At 65.7% G+C, this 15,276-nt stretch carries 17 protein-coding genes; 2 read left to right on the forward strand and 15 right to left on the reverse strand.

The genetic code is table 11. From position 1 onward, the window contains the following. Window positions 1-95 precede the first annotated feature (95 nt). The 9 genes from AC6R19_RS19025 to AC6R19_RS19065 form a co-directional block, all read right to left on the reverse strand. The gene (locus tag AC6R19_RS19025; protein WP_500581435.1) at window positions 96-1,442 is read right to left on the reverse strand and encodes an SLC13 family permease; all 1,347 of its coding nucleotides are present in this window, start codon (window positions 1,440-1,442) and stop codon (window positions 96-98) included. Between the two features lie 73 nt (window positions 1,443-1,515). Then, on the reverse strand, window positions 1,516-2,259 hold the full coding sequence (locus AC6R19_RS19030) for a hypothetical protein (protein WP_500581436.1): 744 nt from the start codon (window positions 2,257-2,259) through the stop codon (window positions 1,516-1,518). Between the two features lie 20 nt (window positions 2,260-2,279). Next, window positions 2,280-2,690, reverse strand: coding sequence for an ACT domain-containing protein (locus AC6R19_RS19035; RefSeq protein ID WP_500581437.1), 411 nt, complete (start codon window positions 2,688-2,690; stop codon window positions 2,280-2,282). A gap of 30 nt (window positions 2,691-2,720) precedes the next feature. Continuing rightward, window positions 2,721-3,443 (reverse strand): hypothetical protein, encoded by a 723-nt coding sequence (locus AC6R19_RS19040; protein WP_500581438.1) that lies wholly within the window; start codon window positions 3,441-3,443, stop codon window positions 2,721-2,723. Between the two features lie 66 nt (window positions 3,444-3,509). Then, window positions 3,510-3,998: a hypothetical protein gene (locus AC6R19_RS19045; protein ID WP_500581439.1), complete on the reverse strand. Its 489-nt coding sequence runs from the start codon at window positions 3,996-3,998 to the stop codon at window positions 3,510-3,512. A gap of 214 nt (window positions 3,999-4,212) precedes the next feature. Continuing rightward, window positions 4,213-4,677 carry an ecotin family protein gene (locus AC6R19_RS19050; protein WP_500581440.1) on the reverse strand — a complete coding sequence of 155 codons (465 nt, stop codon included), beginning with the start codon at window positions 4,675-4,677 and terminating at the stop codon, window positions 4,213-4,215. A 53-nt stretch (window positions 4,678-4,730) separates the two neighbouring features. Continuing rightward, the gene (locus tag AC6R19_RS19055; protein WP_500581441.1) at window positions 4,731-5,924 is read right to left on the reverse strand and encodes a hypothetical protein; all 1,194 of its coding nucleotides are present in this window, start codon (window positions 5,922-5,924) and stop codon (window positions 4,731-4,733) included. Between the two features lie 216 nt (window positions 5,925-6,140). Continuing rightward, window positions 6,141-6,839 (reverse strand): thiol:disulfide interchange protein DsbA/DsbL, encoded by a 699-nt coding sequence (locus AC6R19_RS19060; protein WP_500581442.1) that lies wholly within the window; start codon window positions 6,837-6,839, stop codon window positions 6,141-6,143. 238 nt (window positions 6,840-7,077) lie between these two features. Next, complete coding sequence (locus tag AC6R19_RS19065; protein WP_500581443.1) at window positions 7,078-7,737, reverse strand: c-type cytochrome; 660 nt, start codon at window positions 7,735-7,737, stop codon at window positions 7,078-7,080. Window positions 7,738-7,879: 142 nt separating this feature from the next. Here AC6R19_RS19065 and yihA point away from each other — a divergent pair, with 142 nt between their 5' ends. Beyond that, on the forward strand, window positions 7,880-8,506 hold the full coding sequence (gene yihA / locus AC6R19_RS19070) for a ribosome biogenesis GTP-binding protein YihA/YsxC (RefSeq protein WP_500581444.1): 627 nt from the start codon (window positions 7,880-7,882) through the stop codon (window positions 8,504-8,506). Window positions 8,507-8,742: 236 nt separating this feature from the next. Here yihA and AC6R19_RS19075 read toward each other — a convergent pair whose 3' ends face one another. The 6 genes from AC6R19_RS19075 to AC6R19_RS19100 all read right to left on the reverse strand — a co-directional run bounded on the left by AC6R19_RS19075 (window position 8,743) and on the right by AC6R19_RS19100 (window position 14,053). Continuing rightward, a complete protein-coding gene (locus AC6R19_RS19075; RefSeq protein WP_500581445.1) occupies window positions 8,743-8,931 on the reverse strand; it encodes a hypothetical protein in 189 nt (62 codons plus the stop codon). A gap of 16 nt (window positions 8,932-8,947) precedes the next feature. Further along, entirely contained in the window at window positions 8,948-9,394 is a 447-nt protein-coding gene (locus AC6R19_RS19080; RefSeq protein WP_500581446.1) for a hypothetical protein, read from the reverse strand. 560 nt (window positions 9,395-9,954) lie between these two features. After that, window positions 9,955-11,772 carry an adenosylcobalamin-dependent ribonucleoside-diphosphate reductase gene (locus AC6R19_RS19085; protein ID WP_500581447.1) on the reverse strand — a complete coding sequence of 606 codons (1,818 nt, stop codon included), beginning with the start codon at window positions 11,770-11,772 and terminating at the stop codon, window positions 9,955-9,957. A 1-nt stretch (window position 11,773) separates the two neighbouring features. After that, entirely contained in the window at window positions 11,774-12,742 is a 969-nt protein-coding gene (locus AC6R19_RS19090; protein WP_500581448.1) for a ribose-phosphate diphosphokinase, read from the reverse strand. Continuing rightward, window positions 12,720-13,400, reverse strand: coding sequence for a dienelactone hydrolase family protein (locus tag AC6R19_RS19095; protein ID WP_500581449.1), 681 nt, complete (start codon window positions 13,398-13,400; stop codon window positions 12,720-12,722). The genes AC6R19_RS19090 and AC6R19_RS19095 overlap by 23 nt, the downstream gene beginning before the upstream one ends. Then, entirely contained in the window at window positions 13,397-14,053 is a 657-nt protein-coding gene (locus tag AC6R19_RS19100) for a phosphoribosyltransferase (RefSeq protein WP_500581462.1), read from the reverse strand. The genes AC6R19_RS19095 and AC6R19_RS19100 overlap by 4 nt, the downstream gene beginning before the upstream one ends. A gap of 77 nt (window positions 14,054-14,130) precedes the next feature. Between AC6R19_RS19100 and AC6R19_RS19105 the strand changes: the two genes are divergently transcribed. Next, complete coding sequence (locus AC6R19_RS19105) at window positions 14,131-15,141, forward strand: hypothetical protein (protein ID WP_500581450.1); 1,011 nt, start codon at window positions 14,131-14,133, stop codon at window positions 15,139-15,141. Window positions 15,142-15,276: the final 135 nt, after the last annotated feature.

Consider the following 15,276-nt stretch of genomic DNA (forward strand, 5'->3'; position numbering starts at 1 on the left):
TTATTGAGTGGGTTCTTCTTCGATCGCGGTACGAGGCCGCCATGGATGGCGGTCATGCAGACAACGCATGGAGCAGTTGTCTGCCACGGCGCACCCTACGCAAGCAAGCTTACCATGATCCACAGCAGCGGAATCGCGGCCAGGTTGAGTATCAGCCCGGCCTGCAGCATCTGTCCCTGGCGGATCATGCCGGTGCCGTAGGCGAGCGCGTTGGGCGGTGTAGCCACCGGCAACATGAAGGCGCAGGTGGCCGCTATGCCGACACCGAATACCAGCGGGTAGGCGATGGCCGGATTGAACTGCTGCGCCAGGGCGTAGATCACCGGCACCAGTATCGCGGCACTGCCGGTATTGGAGGCCAGTTCGGTGAGGAAGATCATCAGCGCAATGCAGGCCATGATCAGCAGCCAGCCGGGGGCCTGTTCCAGGCCGCCGAGCAGCGACTGCGCCAGCCACAGGGAGGTGCCGGTCTGCTGCAGTATCGCCGACAGGCAGAGGCCGCCGCCGAACAGCAGCAGTATGCCCCAGTTGATGTGCCGCTGCAGGTCCGGCCAGGCGATGAGCCCGAACAGCGGCGCCAGTGCGGTGATGGCGAGGCCCACCACCGCGTCGAAACTCTTGCCCAGGCCCAGCCACTGCGCGATCAGGGAGGAGAAACTCCAGCAGAGCACCGCACCGGCAAACAGTATCACCGCGCCCACCGCGCCCGGGGTCCAGGATTGGGTCTCCACCTCGACCCGCCGTATCTCCGCTTTCTCCCGGTCCGGCCGCAGCACCAGCCACAGGGCCGCCAGCACCAGCGGGAACATGGCCAGGGTCACAGGCCCGCCGACTTTCAGCCAGGAGACGAAATCCAGCTCCAGGGTGCGCGCGGCGATCGCGTTGGGCGGGCTGCCGACGATGGTGGCGAGGCCGCCGATATTGGCCGCATAGGCGGTGCCGAGTATCGCGAAGGCGCGGGTACGCGGGTGCTCGTCGTCCACCAGTGACAGGGCGATGGGCAGCATCATCGCGGTGGTGGCGGTATTGCTCATCCACATGGACAGGAAGGAAACCGTGGCCAGAAAGCCGATCAGCGTCGGCCACAAGCGGCCGCGTCCCAGCTTCATTACCTGCGCCGCCAGGCGGCGGTCTATGCCGTGGGTGTGCAGCACCGCGGCCAGGGTGAAGCCGCCCATGAACAGGTAAATGATCGTGCTGGAAAAGGGTGCCAGCGCCTCGGCTGCGGGCATCAGGTTGCTGAAGTAGGCCGCGGCGGGCACCAGCAGTGCGGTGACCGGCAGCGGTATGATCTCGCTCATCCACAGGCCGGCGGCGGCGAGCAGGATAAACAGTCCCAGGCGCTCGGGCCCCTCGCCGACGAGCGCGGCGGCAAGCAGCTGTGCCAGCAGTATCCAGGCGGCGATGATCATCAACTTGATCGGCAGGGAGAGAGAGTGCAACGGGAGGCTCCATATCTCGGTTATTTTCGTCGGCCTAAGATAACAGACAGGAGCGCCGGCCGACCCGATGGTGTCAGGCCGCGCGCTCTATATCCGGATAGGCCCTGGTCACGGCCGCGGCGACTTTTTCGTGGGCATTGTCTGGCAGGAATTCGCCGTGGGCGCCCAGGAAGTGCAGGAACGGCAGTTCCAGCAGGCGGCGGAAATCCTCCTCCAGCCAGTGCAGCGGATCGCAGCCCTCCGGGGTCATGCGCGCGCGCCAGGTCGGCGCCACCTGCATGCCCCTGCGGAAACCGGCGAAGCGCAGCAGGTTCCTGCCCCACCAGTTGCAACCGCGCCAGGCCTGCCAGTACTGCAGCGCGTCGCAGCACAGCAGCAGGCCGCCGCTGTAGGGGACCCACAGCGCCGCCTCCGGGTAGCGGCTGCGGGAGAATTCCACGAAGCGGCCGCCGGGCACCGGGCAGTCGCCGCCCTCGCGCAGCAGTTGGTCCGCGGTCGGCGGATAGTAGTCGGAATCGGCCTGGCGCCAGAAAGTCAGGGCAAAGCGGTCGCGGTAGTAGAGGTCGTCGCAGCCGTGGTAGTAGCCGAGACGCACCGCGTGGCGGACACTGCCCAGGTCCCGCAGTTTTTCCTCCTGCTGCGGGCGCAGGCGCACCGGATTGACCAGGGTCAGCTCGTCGCCCCAGCGCACTATGCCCATGTTGCGGTTGATCACCACCGCCGGGGCCAGCCTCACGGTGCCGGGTACGCAGAAAAAATCCGGCAGCAGCCGGCGGATTTCTCCGTGAGGTTGGGGCGGGGGATAATCGATCTGCATAGCCGCGCAGCCGTCGCGATTCAGCTGTACTGCGCCCGGTTGCCGATCCCTCGCAAAAGCAGCAGCGCCTGCTGCGCTCTTTCCTGTGGCACAAATACATGGTCATGGCGCAGCGCCGCCACCACGTTGGCGCTGATGCCGCTGTTGGCGAGCTCGGTGGCGATCGCGGCGGTGAGGCCGACGGCATCGAGACCGGAGTAGACCCGCAGGGTGATCTGGCGGAAGCCGCCGCTCGCCTCCAGTCCCTCCCGCTCGGCCAGGGACTGCGGCAGTATCGCGGAGACGCCCTCGCGCTCGCGGAAAATGCACAGGCAGTCGCCGAGGATATTTTGCAGCCGTGACTCCGGTAGCTGGCAGAAAACGTAGACCTCATCCTGCAATTGCGGATCGATATTCTGCAGCAGTTTTTCCAGGCACACTTCCGCGTTCATAGATGGGTATCGCCACCGCCTTTTTCATGTTCAGTTGCTTCTTGTTTTGCGCGCGCTGCGACCGGCACTGCCGGCCGGGCTCTCGGTAAACTCCTCCCCTTCAAATTCAGGCTCGCCCTCGGCGGGCGTCGTGTCCACATCGATACCGCGCTGCGCTTCTGCCTCCCAGCGGTCGAGGGCCAGGTCTATGTCCTTTTCCAGGCTCAGGCTGGGGAATTCCGGGCAGGGGGCATCCTTCACCGGATCGTGCCAGGCGGACAGGGGCGCGACGAACACCACCAGGGATTTGTGCAGGTGATTCCGCCCTATGCTGGCCTCGGTCCAGGTGGTCTGCCAGGCGAATCTCCCCTTCACTGCATAGTCGCTTTCATAGGACTTGAGGGTGAGGAAATAGGGGTAGACCTTGCCGCCGCGACAGACGAGGCGCCGTCCGGTTTTGATATTGGCCATCTGCGTGAAGGGGTCGAAATACCAGTTGATGTCGTAGCCGTAGGCAAAGCGCATCTCGCCGTCCCGCTCGAGAAAAGCGTAGGAGCGGCCGCTGCCGTCGGCCCGCAGGCTCCACACGTGGCGCGCCTCGCCGTCGCGGGAAATCAACCAGGAACCAACCCACTGTTCGGCCTCCAGGCGCGACTCGGTGCTCCAGCCCTGGCCCCCCTCACTCTCTTTGCCCTCATCGGAAGGCGGTGTGGCCGCTGCTGCGCTGCACGCACAGAAAAATACCAGCGCGAGAATAAAGCGTCGCTGTATCACAGCTTCTCACTCCGGGTCCGCTTTACTCTTCCCTGAAGTTTTTTCCGTTTGTTTCGCCGATTCACATCAGCCTGCCAGGTCAGGACATTCGCTGCCCGCCCTGGGGGTATTCCAGCTGCTCAGGCGGCGCTGAAAACTCAGCAGGCCGCCGCCTTCCTGCAACCAGTGGCGTCCGTCCACTATTGCGAAGTCTAAGGTGACGGGGCTCCAACCGGTAAAGGCGACGGCCACCACACCGCCACTGCAGCGCAGGGAGGCACCGGTGCGCACTCGCACCCGGTCGCCCTCCAGCTTCCAGTTGATGGCGAAGCCGTGGGACAGGCGGCCGCCGGAGTGGAAGCCGTAAGCGAAGCCGGAGCCGTCGGCGTGCAGTTGCCACACCAGCTGCTCGTCATTCTCGCTGACCACCAGCCAGTTGCCGGCCCATTGTCGCTGCGGCGATTCCGCCGCCGCGGCCGTCAGGGGCAACAGCAGGAACAGCAGCAGTATCAGTGCGTATGTTTGGAGGAAGGAGATAAGGAGACGGTGGGACGAGGGGTGACGCAAAAACTTCATGCGCGGCTCTCTGAAGCTGGGTTACTGCGACTGGCGGCGGTGGCCGCCGGTTTTCCTGTGCGCCGCGCGGCGGAAGCATCACGCGGCGGCATGAAAAATCGCTCAGGCGCTATTTTTCACGTCCCTTGTTCATTAAAGGCTAGACGCAAAAACCCACCTTGGCAGGAAAAGCCTCAAAAATATTTATTCAAACGCCAATTTGAAGAGATTGGCGCTATTCGGTGCGCGCATTGGAGAGGGTCTTGTCCGCACGCCAGACGCGGTATTTCAGCTGCAGGTCGGCGGGTAGATAGACCACCAACGGCAGCCGGCTGTTGTACGGCAGCATCAGGCCCTCGCCGCGCACGCGCACGAAACGCCGCGATTCCGAACCCGGCGGGCAGGCCTTGAGGGTGGTGGGGGCCGGCTCCGGATGCGCCAGCACATAGTAGGGGTAACCCCAGCCGTCCAGGATTTCGCGCCTGATGGCCGCCCGGTAGCCGCGCAGATTGCAGTCCACCAGTTCTGTCTTGCCTGGCACCAGCTCCACCATGAAGCGGCTCTCGTCCACCACCTTGGGTAGGCGGATCACCTGGCGCACCTTGCCGTCCACCGTGGAAGGAAAGGCCTCCAGGTCGGAGGCCTCTGCGGTGGCGGCGAGGCAACAGAGGGCGAGGATCAGGGCGCAGCGCAGCGGCATGAAAACCTCCGTCGGCGGTTGGCGCGAAAATCTTTTTTCAGTCTAGCAGGCCGCTAGACAGATTTTCTGCGCCGCAGACCGAACCAGAGCAGCAGGCCCAGGGCCGCGGCGGCGGCGAACAGCAGTGCGGCCCAGAGGGTGTAGCGGTTCCGCTCGGTGGGGGGTTCCAGGCGCGTGCGGGCCTGGCCGAGGGCGGTGCGCAGGCGCTGGAAGGCGGCGATCACTTCGGCGTTGGGGGCGTTGCCGAGAATCGCGGTGCGCAGCGCCTGCCATTGTTCCGACAGCTGCGCCGCCAGGGGCGCGTCGCGTTTCTCCAGCTGTTCGCGCAGGGGGGCGTAGCCCTCGCGGAAGGCCAGCATCAGTTGGTGGTAGGCGCTGGCGTTGTCGCCGGCGCGGTAGGCGGTCTCGGACAGCCGCAGCAGGCCGTCGGCGCGGGCCAGCGGGTGCTCCAGGGCGCGCACCCGCTGCGGGTGGCCGCGCCACCACATCAGCGCCCCGGCCCCGTCGGCGGGCAGTTCCACCGGTCGCGCCGTGGCCATGCCCGGCAGGCCGATCAGCGCCGGGTAGCGCTGCGCCAGTTCCGATGGCGGCGGCAGTTCGCCCTCCACGGCGAAGTTGGCCACGGTCACCGCCAGGGCCCAGCGCTGGCGGCTGCCGAGGTCGCCGTCGATAGACTGACCGTGCACCGAATCCACGGTGGGGTCCAGGGTGTTGTAGAGGTCGTAGAGGCTGAAGCTGGCCATACGGCCCGGGTCGCGCAGCCCGGGCGCCCTGTCGCCGCCCTCCCCTCGGGCGCCGTGGCAGCTGGCGCAGCGCTCCCGGTAGAGGGGCCTGGCGAAGTCGGCGGAGGGCAGCATTTCCGCCGGCGAGCGCTGCAGCTGGTAGAGGGCGGCCAGGCGGTCGGCGGCGGCATTGGCGCGGCGGCGCACCTGATCGCTGTCGCGCTTTTCGACAATGGCCGCATCCAGTTCCAATACACTCCTCTCCAGCGCGGCGCGGCCCGGCTTGTCCGGCAGCTGGCGCACCAGTTCCAGCGCCTGCGCCAGGTAGCGGCGCTGCTGCTGGTAAAGGGACTCGTCGACAATTTCGCCCTTCTGCACCGAATCGCCGTAATCCACAGAGATATAGGACAACAGGTTGCTGGCCTCGGCCGCCAGGGGTTCCCGCGCCAGCGACTCCTGGGCCGTCGGCGCAACCGGCAGCCACAGCAGGAGGAGGAAAGCGAGGAGGAGCCAGCGGATTTGCATCGGGAATTCTTTTTCTGGATTCGGCACAAGATTAGCAGCCGCGCCCCAAGCGCGGACGTAGGGGCCGAAGGCGCCGTGAATACCTGGAGCGGCCGGAACGAGCCTTGTGTTCGCCCGAGTCAGCGGCGCCCTGCTGCCGGCAGCAAATACAAAAAACCCCGCACACGGCGGGGCTTCGGGAGGCTGAACCGGACTCAGCCGCGCTCGGCGCGCTGCTTACCCCCTCTCCGCTCGCTCTTTGGCGATCAGGTAGTCGGCCACCTCGAGCATCAGCTCCTGGCCGTTGCTCTTGCCCTTCAGGCCCGGCAGGGAGGTGCTGATGCGGTACTTGCCGGCTACCACCACTTCCGGGGTGCCGGACAGCTGGTAGGCGCGCTGGTTGGCCTGACCCTGCTTGATCCGGCTGTTGATGGCGAAGGAGTTGATCAGCTTGGCGGCCTTGGCACCGTCGGCACCGTGTTCATTGAACAGCTCCTCGATGGCCTTCAGGTCCGGGTTCCAGTTGCGGCCGTCGCGGTTGGCGAACATCTTGCGCTGGTTGTTGATGGCGTTGAAGATGGGGGCGTGCATCTTGTCCAGCACGCCCATGGTCTCCGCCACATAGTACATGCGCGCGTGTACTTCCATAACCGGCTGCCAGACGGCCGGGATCTTCAGCAATGCCACGTCTTCCGGCATCTCCTTCTTCCAGCGGTTCAGGGCCGGCTCGAAGTGGTAGCAGTGGCCGCAGCCGTACCAGAACAGTTCGGTCACCTCGATCTTGCTGTCGTCCTTCTGCGGCACCGCCTGGGGCAGTACCTGGTAGTGCTGGCCGGCCTTGAACTGGCCGTTGTCCTGGGCGCAGGCGACCAGGCTGAACAGCAGGGCAAACACCATGGCGAATCCCTTGGACAGGGGGGCGACGACGGCTCTCATAGTCTTCTCCAACATTATTCTTTCGGGGTCCAGTACAGCAAATATACTGGCGCCACTCGGGTACTCAATAGACAGCGCAGATTATTGAAGTTCCCGCGCGCGGAAGCAAGGAAACCGGGCAATAAATGCACAATTGGGCAGAACTTTACGGTCAGCGGGATCCGAAGCCGATTGGGATTGCGGCCGGAAACGAAAAAGGCCGGTCTGGGACCGGCCTTTCGCAGCTCTTGTGGGGCTATCAGTCGGTCAGGCCCGCCACATAGTTGGCCAGCGCCTTGATCTGGGCGTCGGACAACTGCTTGGCCACGGAGCGCATCACGCGGGTGTCGCCGTCGTTGGTGCGGCTGCCCTCGCGGAAGGCCTTCAGTTGGGTTTCCACATACTGGGCGTGCTGGCCGGACAGGCGCGGGTAGCCCGCCGGGGCATTGCCCACACCGGTGGGGGAGTGGCAGCCCATGCAGGCGGGTACGCCGGTCTCGCTGTCGCCGGCGCGGTACAGCTCGCGACCCAGCACCAGGCCGTCCACGCTCTCGCCGCTGTTCAGCATCACCGAGATGGCCTCGGAACCGGACAGCTGGGTTTGCTGGGAGGCGAAGTAGGCGGCGATATCCTGCAGGTCCTGCTCGTTGAAATTGTCCAACTGGCCGATCATCTGCGGCACACTGCGCGCGCCGCTCTTGATATCCATCATCTGCTTGAGCAGGTACTTCTCCCCCTGACCGGCCAGTTTCGGGAAGGTGGGCGCCGGGCTGTTGCCGTCGGCACCGTGGCAGGCGGCACAGGCCGTAGCCTTGGCCTGGCCCGCGGCGGCGTCCCCGGCCGCTATCGCAAACGGCGCGGCGGCCAGGCCAACAGTCAGGCCGAGGGCCAGAGCGGTGTTCTTTATAATGCTGTTCATACGTCGTCCCATTGCGCGCTGAATTGGTCATCAGTCTCCGCCCGGGAGACTAACTCGCGTCGCCCCCATCATCCTGCGACGCAAAAACCGCGACATTATATACTTGCGCGCCAATCGAGTGTACCGAATCAGCAGAGCAACCATGTCCGAATCCAGTCCCGAAAAACTCAACTTCCGCGCCGTACAGTTTCTCACCAGCGCGCCGACCCTGGCGGAGTGCCCGGAGGACAGCGGCGCCGAGGTGGCCTTTGCCGGGCGCTCCAACGCCGGCAAGTCCAGCGCCATCAACGCGCTCACCGGCAACAGCAAGCTGGCGCGCACCTCCAAGACCCCCGGGCGCACCCAACTGATCAACTTCTTCCGTGTCGGCGACGAGCAGCGCCTGGTGGACCTGCCCGGCTACGGCTACGCCAAGGTGGCGCGCTCGATGAAGGACGAGTGGCAGCGTCACCTGGCCTTCTACCTGGAGCAGCGCAAGTGCCTGCGCGGCCTGGTGCTGCTGATGGATATCCGCCAGCCGCTGAAGGAATTCGACCTGCATATGCTGACCTGGGCGGTGGAGTCCGGGCTGCCGGCGCACATACTGCTGACCAAGGCGGACAAGTTGAAGAACGGCCCCGCCAACAACACCCGCTTTGCGGTGGAGAAGGCGCTGAAGGAGCAGGGGCTGGACAAGGGGGTGAGCGTGCAGATTTTCTCCTCGACCAAGAAGACCGGCCTGGACAAGCTGGAGCGCAGGCTGAACGAGTGGCTGGCGCTGGGGGAATAGTGGGTTCTTCTCCCTGGCCAGACCGGACATTGATCGCGGCCAACGGCCGCTCCTACAAGGTTCTTTCGTCATACCGGCGCAAGCCGGACTGCGTAGGCATGGATGCCGTAGCGAGCATTCGCGGAGCGAATGGCCCGAAGGGCGTGGCGCAGGAGCGCCACCTAATCCAGGTGGCACCAAACTGGATACTGGTCTGCGCCGGTATGACGACCGAATTGGTATTCGGAACAGAGTATTTACAGACCGTCATTCCCCCCGGGGGCGGACAGCAGCGACTGCAGCAGCACCCGCCGCAGCTGCCGCCGTGCCCGCGGCGTCAGGCCACGCAGGTCCTCCGCCCTCAGGCGCCGCTGGGCCAGCAGCGATACCAGGGTTTCCTCGCGGATCTTTATTTCCAGAAATGGCGATGAATTGGCGGCATCCATGCTGAGGGGGATCGGGTCAGTGCAGGCTGACGACGCCGGCGGGATTCTGTTGCCACTGCTGCCGCGCCGGTGGATTCGGCTCACCGGCATAGAGGGTGCGGATGCAGTCGGCGGTGATCCGGTAGTTGTCCCTTTCCTTCAGCTCCCGCGCCAGTCGGGAGCTGGCCCCCACCAGTATGTAGTTGCAGTGGCTGTCCTCGCCCCGCTGGCGGTAGGCCTCCATCAGCTCGCGGGCGCTGTTGGAAAAGCGCATGGCGGCGACGGCGTAGCCGGGCCAGCGGGCCTCCAGCAGGAAATTGGCCAGTTCGAAGGCACAGCCCAGGTAGGGGATGGCCTCGCCATGACTGCCCTCCTCGCACAGGCTGGCGCCCCGCTCCATCCAGTCGAGCCATGCCTGCTCGGCGCGGATCGTGTCCGCGGTCAGCCACTGACGGTGATTGGCACAGAGATAACGTAAGTTCACGGCGGACTCCTCGGTTGCAGTTACAATCATGCTAATGCGAATCATTATCAATTGCAACAAGTAAAGAAGGAATCCCCCCGCCCGCAAGGGGCAACCACAATCATTCGAGAGATAAAAAAAGCCGGCAGATGGGGACTGCCGGCCAGGGGTCGGTGCCCTTGGGGATGGGCACCTTACCAGACGCACCCAGGGGGACGGGCGCGCCTGTGGGTTCTCACCCATTAACCTGTCTTTTTTCCTTCCACTGTGAAGGATAGGGTCGTCGGGCCGACTTCCCCAGCCCGTCGGTGACCGGAGATATTCACAGAGGATAAATTCTATTCCTACCCCAGCCGGGTTTCCGGAAACAGATTCCAATTGCGTCGATTGGCGCTCGCAAGGAAAAAAAAGCCCCGACTTTTGGGGAGGTATCGGGGCGGGGTCAAGCTGATTGTGTTGGGTGAGGAGCAACAGTGATTTGTCTGTTTAGAGAGGCTCTGTTCGGGTTGGTTCCACCGCCGAGAGTAAAGAAGCGTTAACGCGGGCGAACACAGGGTTCATCCCTACACAATCCCGTCGGGTCATTCGCCCTCGCGCTCGATATCGCAACAGTGGCTGGCCGGCACTTCGCCGCCGCTGGTCAGCACCGCCTCGGTAACCGGGTTGGGGCGGAAGGTGGTGCAGCCCTTCAGGCCCAGCTCGTAGGCTTCCCGGTAGAGGGATTCGAATTTATCGAAGGGATAGTCCTCGGGAATATTCACCGTCTTCGAAATGGCGTTGTCCACATAGGGCTGCAGCGCCGCCTCCATCAGCAGGTGGGCCCGCGGCGACAGGCGGCGGGCGGACACGAACGATTCCGGCAGGGCGTCCGGGTTGCCGCCGCCCTCGCACCAGAGGCGGTAGGCGGGATCGGTGATCTCGAAGTGGCGGTATTCGCCGTCGGCGGTCAGCACCCGGCGGTGGTGGTGGAAATCGAACACCGGCTCCACGCCGCTGGAGACACCGTTGGCCAGCAGGCTGATGGTGCCGGTAGGCGCTATCGCGACCAGGTGGCTGTTGCGGATGCCCTGCTCTTCTATGCCGCGGCGCAGAACTTCCGGCAGCGCGCGGATATCGGCACCATCCAGGTAGGCGTCGCGGCGGAAAAAGGGGAAGCTGCCCTTCTCTTTCGCCAGCGCTATCGAGGTCCGGTAGGCGCTGTCGCGCAGCGTCCGCATCACCCGCGCGGCCTGGTTCCGCGCGGCATCGCTGTCGTAGTGCAGGCCCAGCGCAATCAGCGCATCGGCGAGGCCGGTGATGCCGATGCCGATGCGGCGGCTGCCGCGGGCCTGCTGCTCCTGGGCCGGCAGGGGGTACTGCGAAAGGTCGATCACATTGTCCAGCATGCGCACTCCCAGGGCGGCGCAATCGGCGATGCCGTCCCAGTCAAGGCACGCGCGGTCGCTGAAGGGCTCCAGCACGAAGCGCATCAGGTTCACCGAGCCCAGGTTGCAGGCGCCATAGGACGGCAGGGGTATCTCGCCGCAGGGGTTGGTGGCGCTGATATGCTCGCGGTAGTAGAGGTTGTTGTGGCGGTTGATCTGGTCCACGAAGAGCACGCCGGGCTCGGCGTAATCGTAGGTGGCGCGCATGATCTTCTGCCATAGCGCCCGCGCCGGCACCCGCCTCAGCACCCGGCAGGGCAGGGCCTCCTGTTCACCGCTCCAGCGGCGCTCCAGTTGCTCATTCCCCTCGCCCTCCAGCTGCTGTTCGGGGAAGACCAGTGGCCAGTCGCCGCCGGCTTCCACCGCCTGCATGAAGTCGTCGCAGACGAGTACCGACAGGTTGAAGTGGCGCAGCTCGCGGGGATCCCGCTTGGCCTCGACGAAGCGCTCTATGTCCGGGTGGTCGCAGCGCAGCGTGGCCATCATGGCGCCGCGGCGGCTACCGGTGGACAGCAGGGTCGCGCACATGGCATCCCAGATTCGCATAAAGGACACGGGGCCGGAGGCGATGGTGCCGGTGTGGAGGGCGCGGCTTCCGGCCGGACGCAGGGTGGAAAAGTCGACGCCTATGCCGCCGCCCTGCTGCATCGTCAGGGCGCCCTCCTTGAGGCGCTCGAAGATCGCATCCATCGAGTCCTCGATGGTGCCCATTACGAAGCAGTTGAACAGGGTTACCCGGTGGGCGGTGCCGGCGCCTGCGAGGATGCGCCCGCCGGGCAGGAAGCGGAAGCCGGCCAGGTTGTAGTAGAAGCGCTGCGCCCACAGTTCGCGCTGTACCGGTTCCACCGCAGCCAGGGCGTTGGCCAGGCGGCGCCAGCTGTCCTCGATGGTGGCGTCGTAGACCCGCTCGCCGTCCCTATGGCGGTACTTGGTGTCCCAGATAAACTCGGAGATCTCCGCCTCGAAGCGCGACATATCAGCTGAGACTCAGCTGGGCCGCCGGGCCACTGTCGTGCAGGCGGCGGATGGCCTCGGCCAGCAGGGGCGCGCAGTCGACGATTTCCAGCCCGGCGCCAGATTCCTGCGGCAGTGAATTGGTTACGGCTATCGCCCCCAGCGACAGCTGGCCGAGTTTCTGCAGCGCATCGCCGCAGAACTGGCCGTGGCTGGCGAGCGCCCAGATGCGCGCGGCACCACCCTCTTCAATCGCACTGGTGGCGCGGGTGATGGTGCCGCCGCCGGCGATCAGGTCGTCGACGATCAGCACGCTGGCGCCCTCCACCTTCCCCACCAGCGTACCGCCGGAGAGCCGGTCGGCGCTGCGGTACTTCTCCACGAAGGCGCGGCCTATCTCCCGCTCGAGCCGCTCACCCAGGGCCTGGCGGAAGGCCTCGGCGCGCTTGACCCCACCCACGTCCGGCGAGGCCACCACTATGGGTTTGTCGTCACCCTGCAATTGCTCGGCGGCAAAATCCACGAACAGCGGCTGCGCCGGCAGGTGCAGGGTGCGGCAGCGGAAGGCGTTCTCGAAGGCAGACTGGTTGTGGGCGTCCAGGGTCAGCACCGCATCCGTGCCCAGGGATTCGAACAGGCTGGCCAGGTAGCGGCTCGACAGGGGGTCGTGCAGCTTGGTGCGGCGGTCCTTGCGCCCGTAGCAGAGGTAGGGAATGACTGCGGTGGCGCGCGCGGCGCCAGCGTCCTTCAGGGCGCCGATGAAGAACAGCAGCCGTATCAGCTTGTCGTCGACGCTGCTGTGCTCGTCGCTGTAGAGGGACTGCACCAGGTAGACGTCGGCGCCCTCCACGTCGTCCAGCGGGCGTATCTTGTGCTCGCCATCGACGAAATCCCGTTCCTCGTGGGCGGCCAGGGGCTCGCCGAGGGCCGCGGCGACGCGACCGGCGAAGTCGGCGCCGGCGTCGAGGCTAAACAGCTTCAGGCGGCTCATTGGCGGCGATACCGGTTGAAAGGTGCAGGTTGAACCAGTCGATGGCCAGGCGCACCACCTGGTCCAGGGTGCCCGGTTCCTCGAACAGATGGGTGGCGCCGGGGACTATCTCCAGTTGCGGTTCATTGACCATGCGCGCCGCCGCCTGCTCGTTCAGTTCGATCACTTGGTGGTCTTCGCCGCCGACGATCAGCAGGGTCGGCGCCCGCACCAGCGGCAGGTCGGAACCGGCCAGGTCCGGCCGGCCGCCGCGGGACACCACCGCCTTGACCAGCTGCGGCCTTTCGGCGGCGGCGATCAGCGCCGCGGCGGCGCCGGTGCTGGAGCCGAAGAGACCGCAATTCAGTTTGGCGGTCGCCCCGTTGCCCGCGGCCCAGTCCACCGCTGCCGCCAGGCGCCGCGCCAGCAGGTCGATATCGAAGCGGTACTCGCGGGTGATCTCGTCGACGCGGTTCTCCTCCGCGGTGAGCAGGTCGAACAGCAGCGTACCCATGCCGGCGTCGTTCAACTGCTCGGCCACCCTGTTGTTGCGCGGGCTGAAGCGGCTGCTGCCGCTGCCGTGGGCGAAGAGCACCAGTGACCGGGTATCGGTGGGCAGGGTCAGGAAGCCCTCCAGTCGCTCGCCGGCCGCGTCTACCACTACTTCCCGCTTGTTCACCGGCCACCCCCCGACAGTGCTTCCGCCTCGGCCATCATTGCGATCACCTGCTCGTCGGTCAGTTGGGAGAAGTCGCGGTACCAGGCCCCTATGGCCCAGAAGGACTCCGGGGTCATCAGGCACTCTATCTTGTCCACCAGGGGGGTGAATCTGGCCAGGGAGGACGGCGGTGCCACCGGCACCGCCAGCACAATCGAGTCCGGCCCCTGTTCGCGCACCGCACGCGCCGCCACCTCCATGGTGGCGCCGGTGGCGATACCGTCGTCCACCAGTATCACGCAGCGGCCCTTTAGATCCGGCCAGGGTTTGTCACCGCGGTAGCGCCTGGCGCGGCGCTCCAGTTCCGCCTCCTCCTCGCGCGCCACTGCCTCCAGGGCCTCGTCGCTGATACCGGTGCCGCGGATCACGTCGTCGTTCAGCACCCGCGCGCCGCTGGCGATCGCGCCCATGGCCAGTTCCTCGTGGCCGGGCACCCCCAGCTTGCGCACCAGCATCAGGTCCAGGGGGGCCTTCAACACCCGCGCCAGCTCCAGCCCCAGGGGCACGCCACCGCGGGGTAGCGCCAGGATGATCGTATCTTTGCGGTCCGCGTATGAACGCAGCGCGTCCGCCAGCCGGCGGCCCGCCTCCACGCGGTTCTCGAAGGGCGTCATCACAGCTTGTACCTCGATGACTTCGGCGAAATGGTAATAAAACTAGACTAGCAAACAGAGACGCCGACGAATCGCCTATGACTGACCCCTGCGCCAAGATACCGGGCCTGGACGAGAAGACCCGCTTCCTGCTCTCGCCCGCCAGCTACCCAGAGGGCACCGGGGCAGTGTGCCTGGTGGAGACCCATATGGCGCGGGTCTTCCTGACCGACCACTTCGCCTACAAGATGAAGAAGCCGGTGCGCTCCAGCTACCTGGATTTCAGCAGTCTGGACAAGCGCTACGCGGTCTGCAGCGAGGAGCTGCGCCTGAACCGGCGCCTGACCGACGGCGTCTACCTGGACGTGGTCGCGCTGAGACTGGATGCGCGCGGCAGGCTGACCCTGGAAGAAGGCGGCGTACCGGTGGAATGGCTGGTGAAGATGCGCCGCCTGCGCGAGGACGCCGCCCTGCCCCAGCTGATCGACAGCGCCACCCCCCAGACACTGGCGCCACTGCTGCAGCGGCTGTGCGACTTCTACCGGGACGCCGAGGTGATCGCCCTGGGCGCAGACCAGTATCTGGCGCATCTGCGCAGCCAGTGCAGCGAATGGCGCGAGCGGCTGCTGGACCCTGAATTGGCGCTGGACGCGGGCGAAATCAACGAAGTGGCGGAGGCGCTGCTGGACTTCAGCCGCCGCCGGGCGGAACTGCTCGGCGGGCGCGCCGAGGCCGGGCGGATCGTCGAGGGCCATGGCGACCTGCGCCCGGAGCACTGTTTCCTGACCCAGCCGCCGCAGGTGATCGACTGCCTGGAGTTCAACCGCATCCTGCGCTGCGTGGACCCGGTAGACGAGCTCAGCTACCTGGCTCTGGAGTGCGAACTGCTGGGAAGAAAGGATCTGGGCGAGACGGCCCTGGAGAGCTACTACCGCTGCTGCGACGACCGCCCGCCGCAGCCGCTGTCGCGCTTCTACCGCGCCAATCGCGCCCTGCTGCGGGCCCACTTGGCGGCGACGCACCTGCAGGACGGTGAGATCCCGGAGCCGGAAAAGTGGCGGGAAAAGACGCGGCTCTACCTGGAGGCGGCGCGGCGCTACTGTATCTAGCGGCAGAAGGCGGGAAGCCGGACGGCGGGCACAAAAAAATGCCCCGGACTTGGGGGAGCTCCGGGGCAAACATCTGACTTCCTTGGGGGATGATGACGCATTCCAACGATCTTGCTTAGTTAGAGCGGCCACCGG

The sequence above is a fragment of the Microbulbifer sp. SE14 genome, from assembly GCF_059834885.1.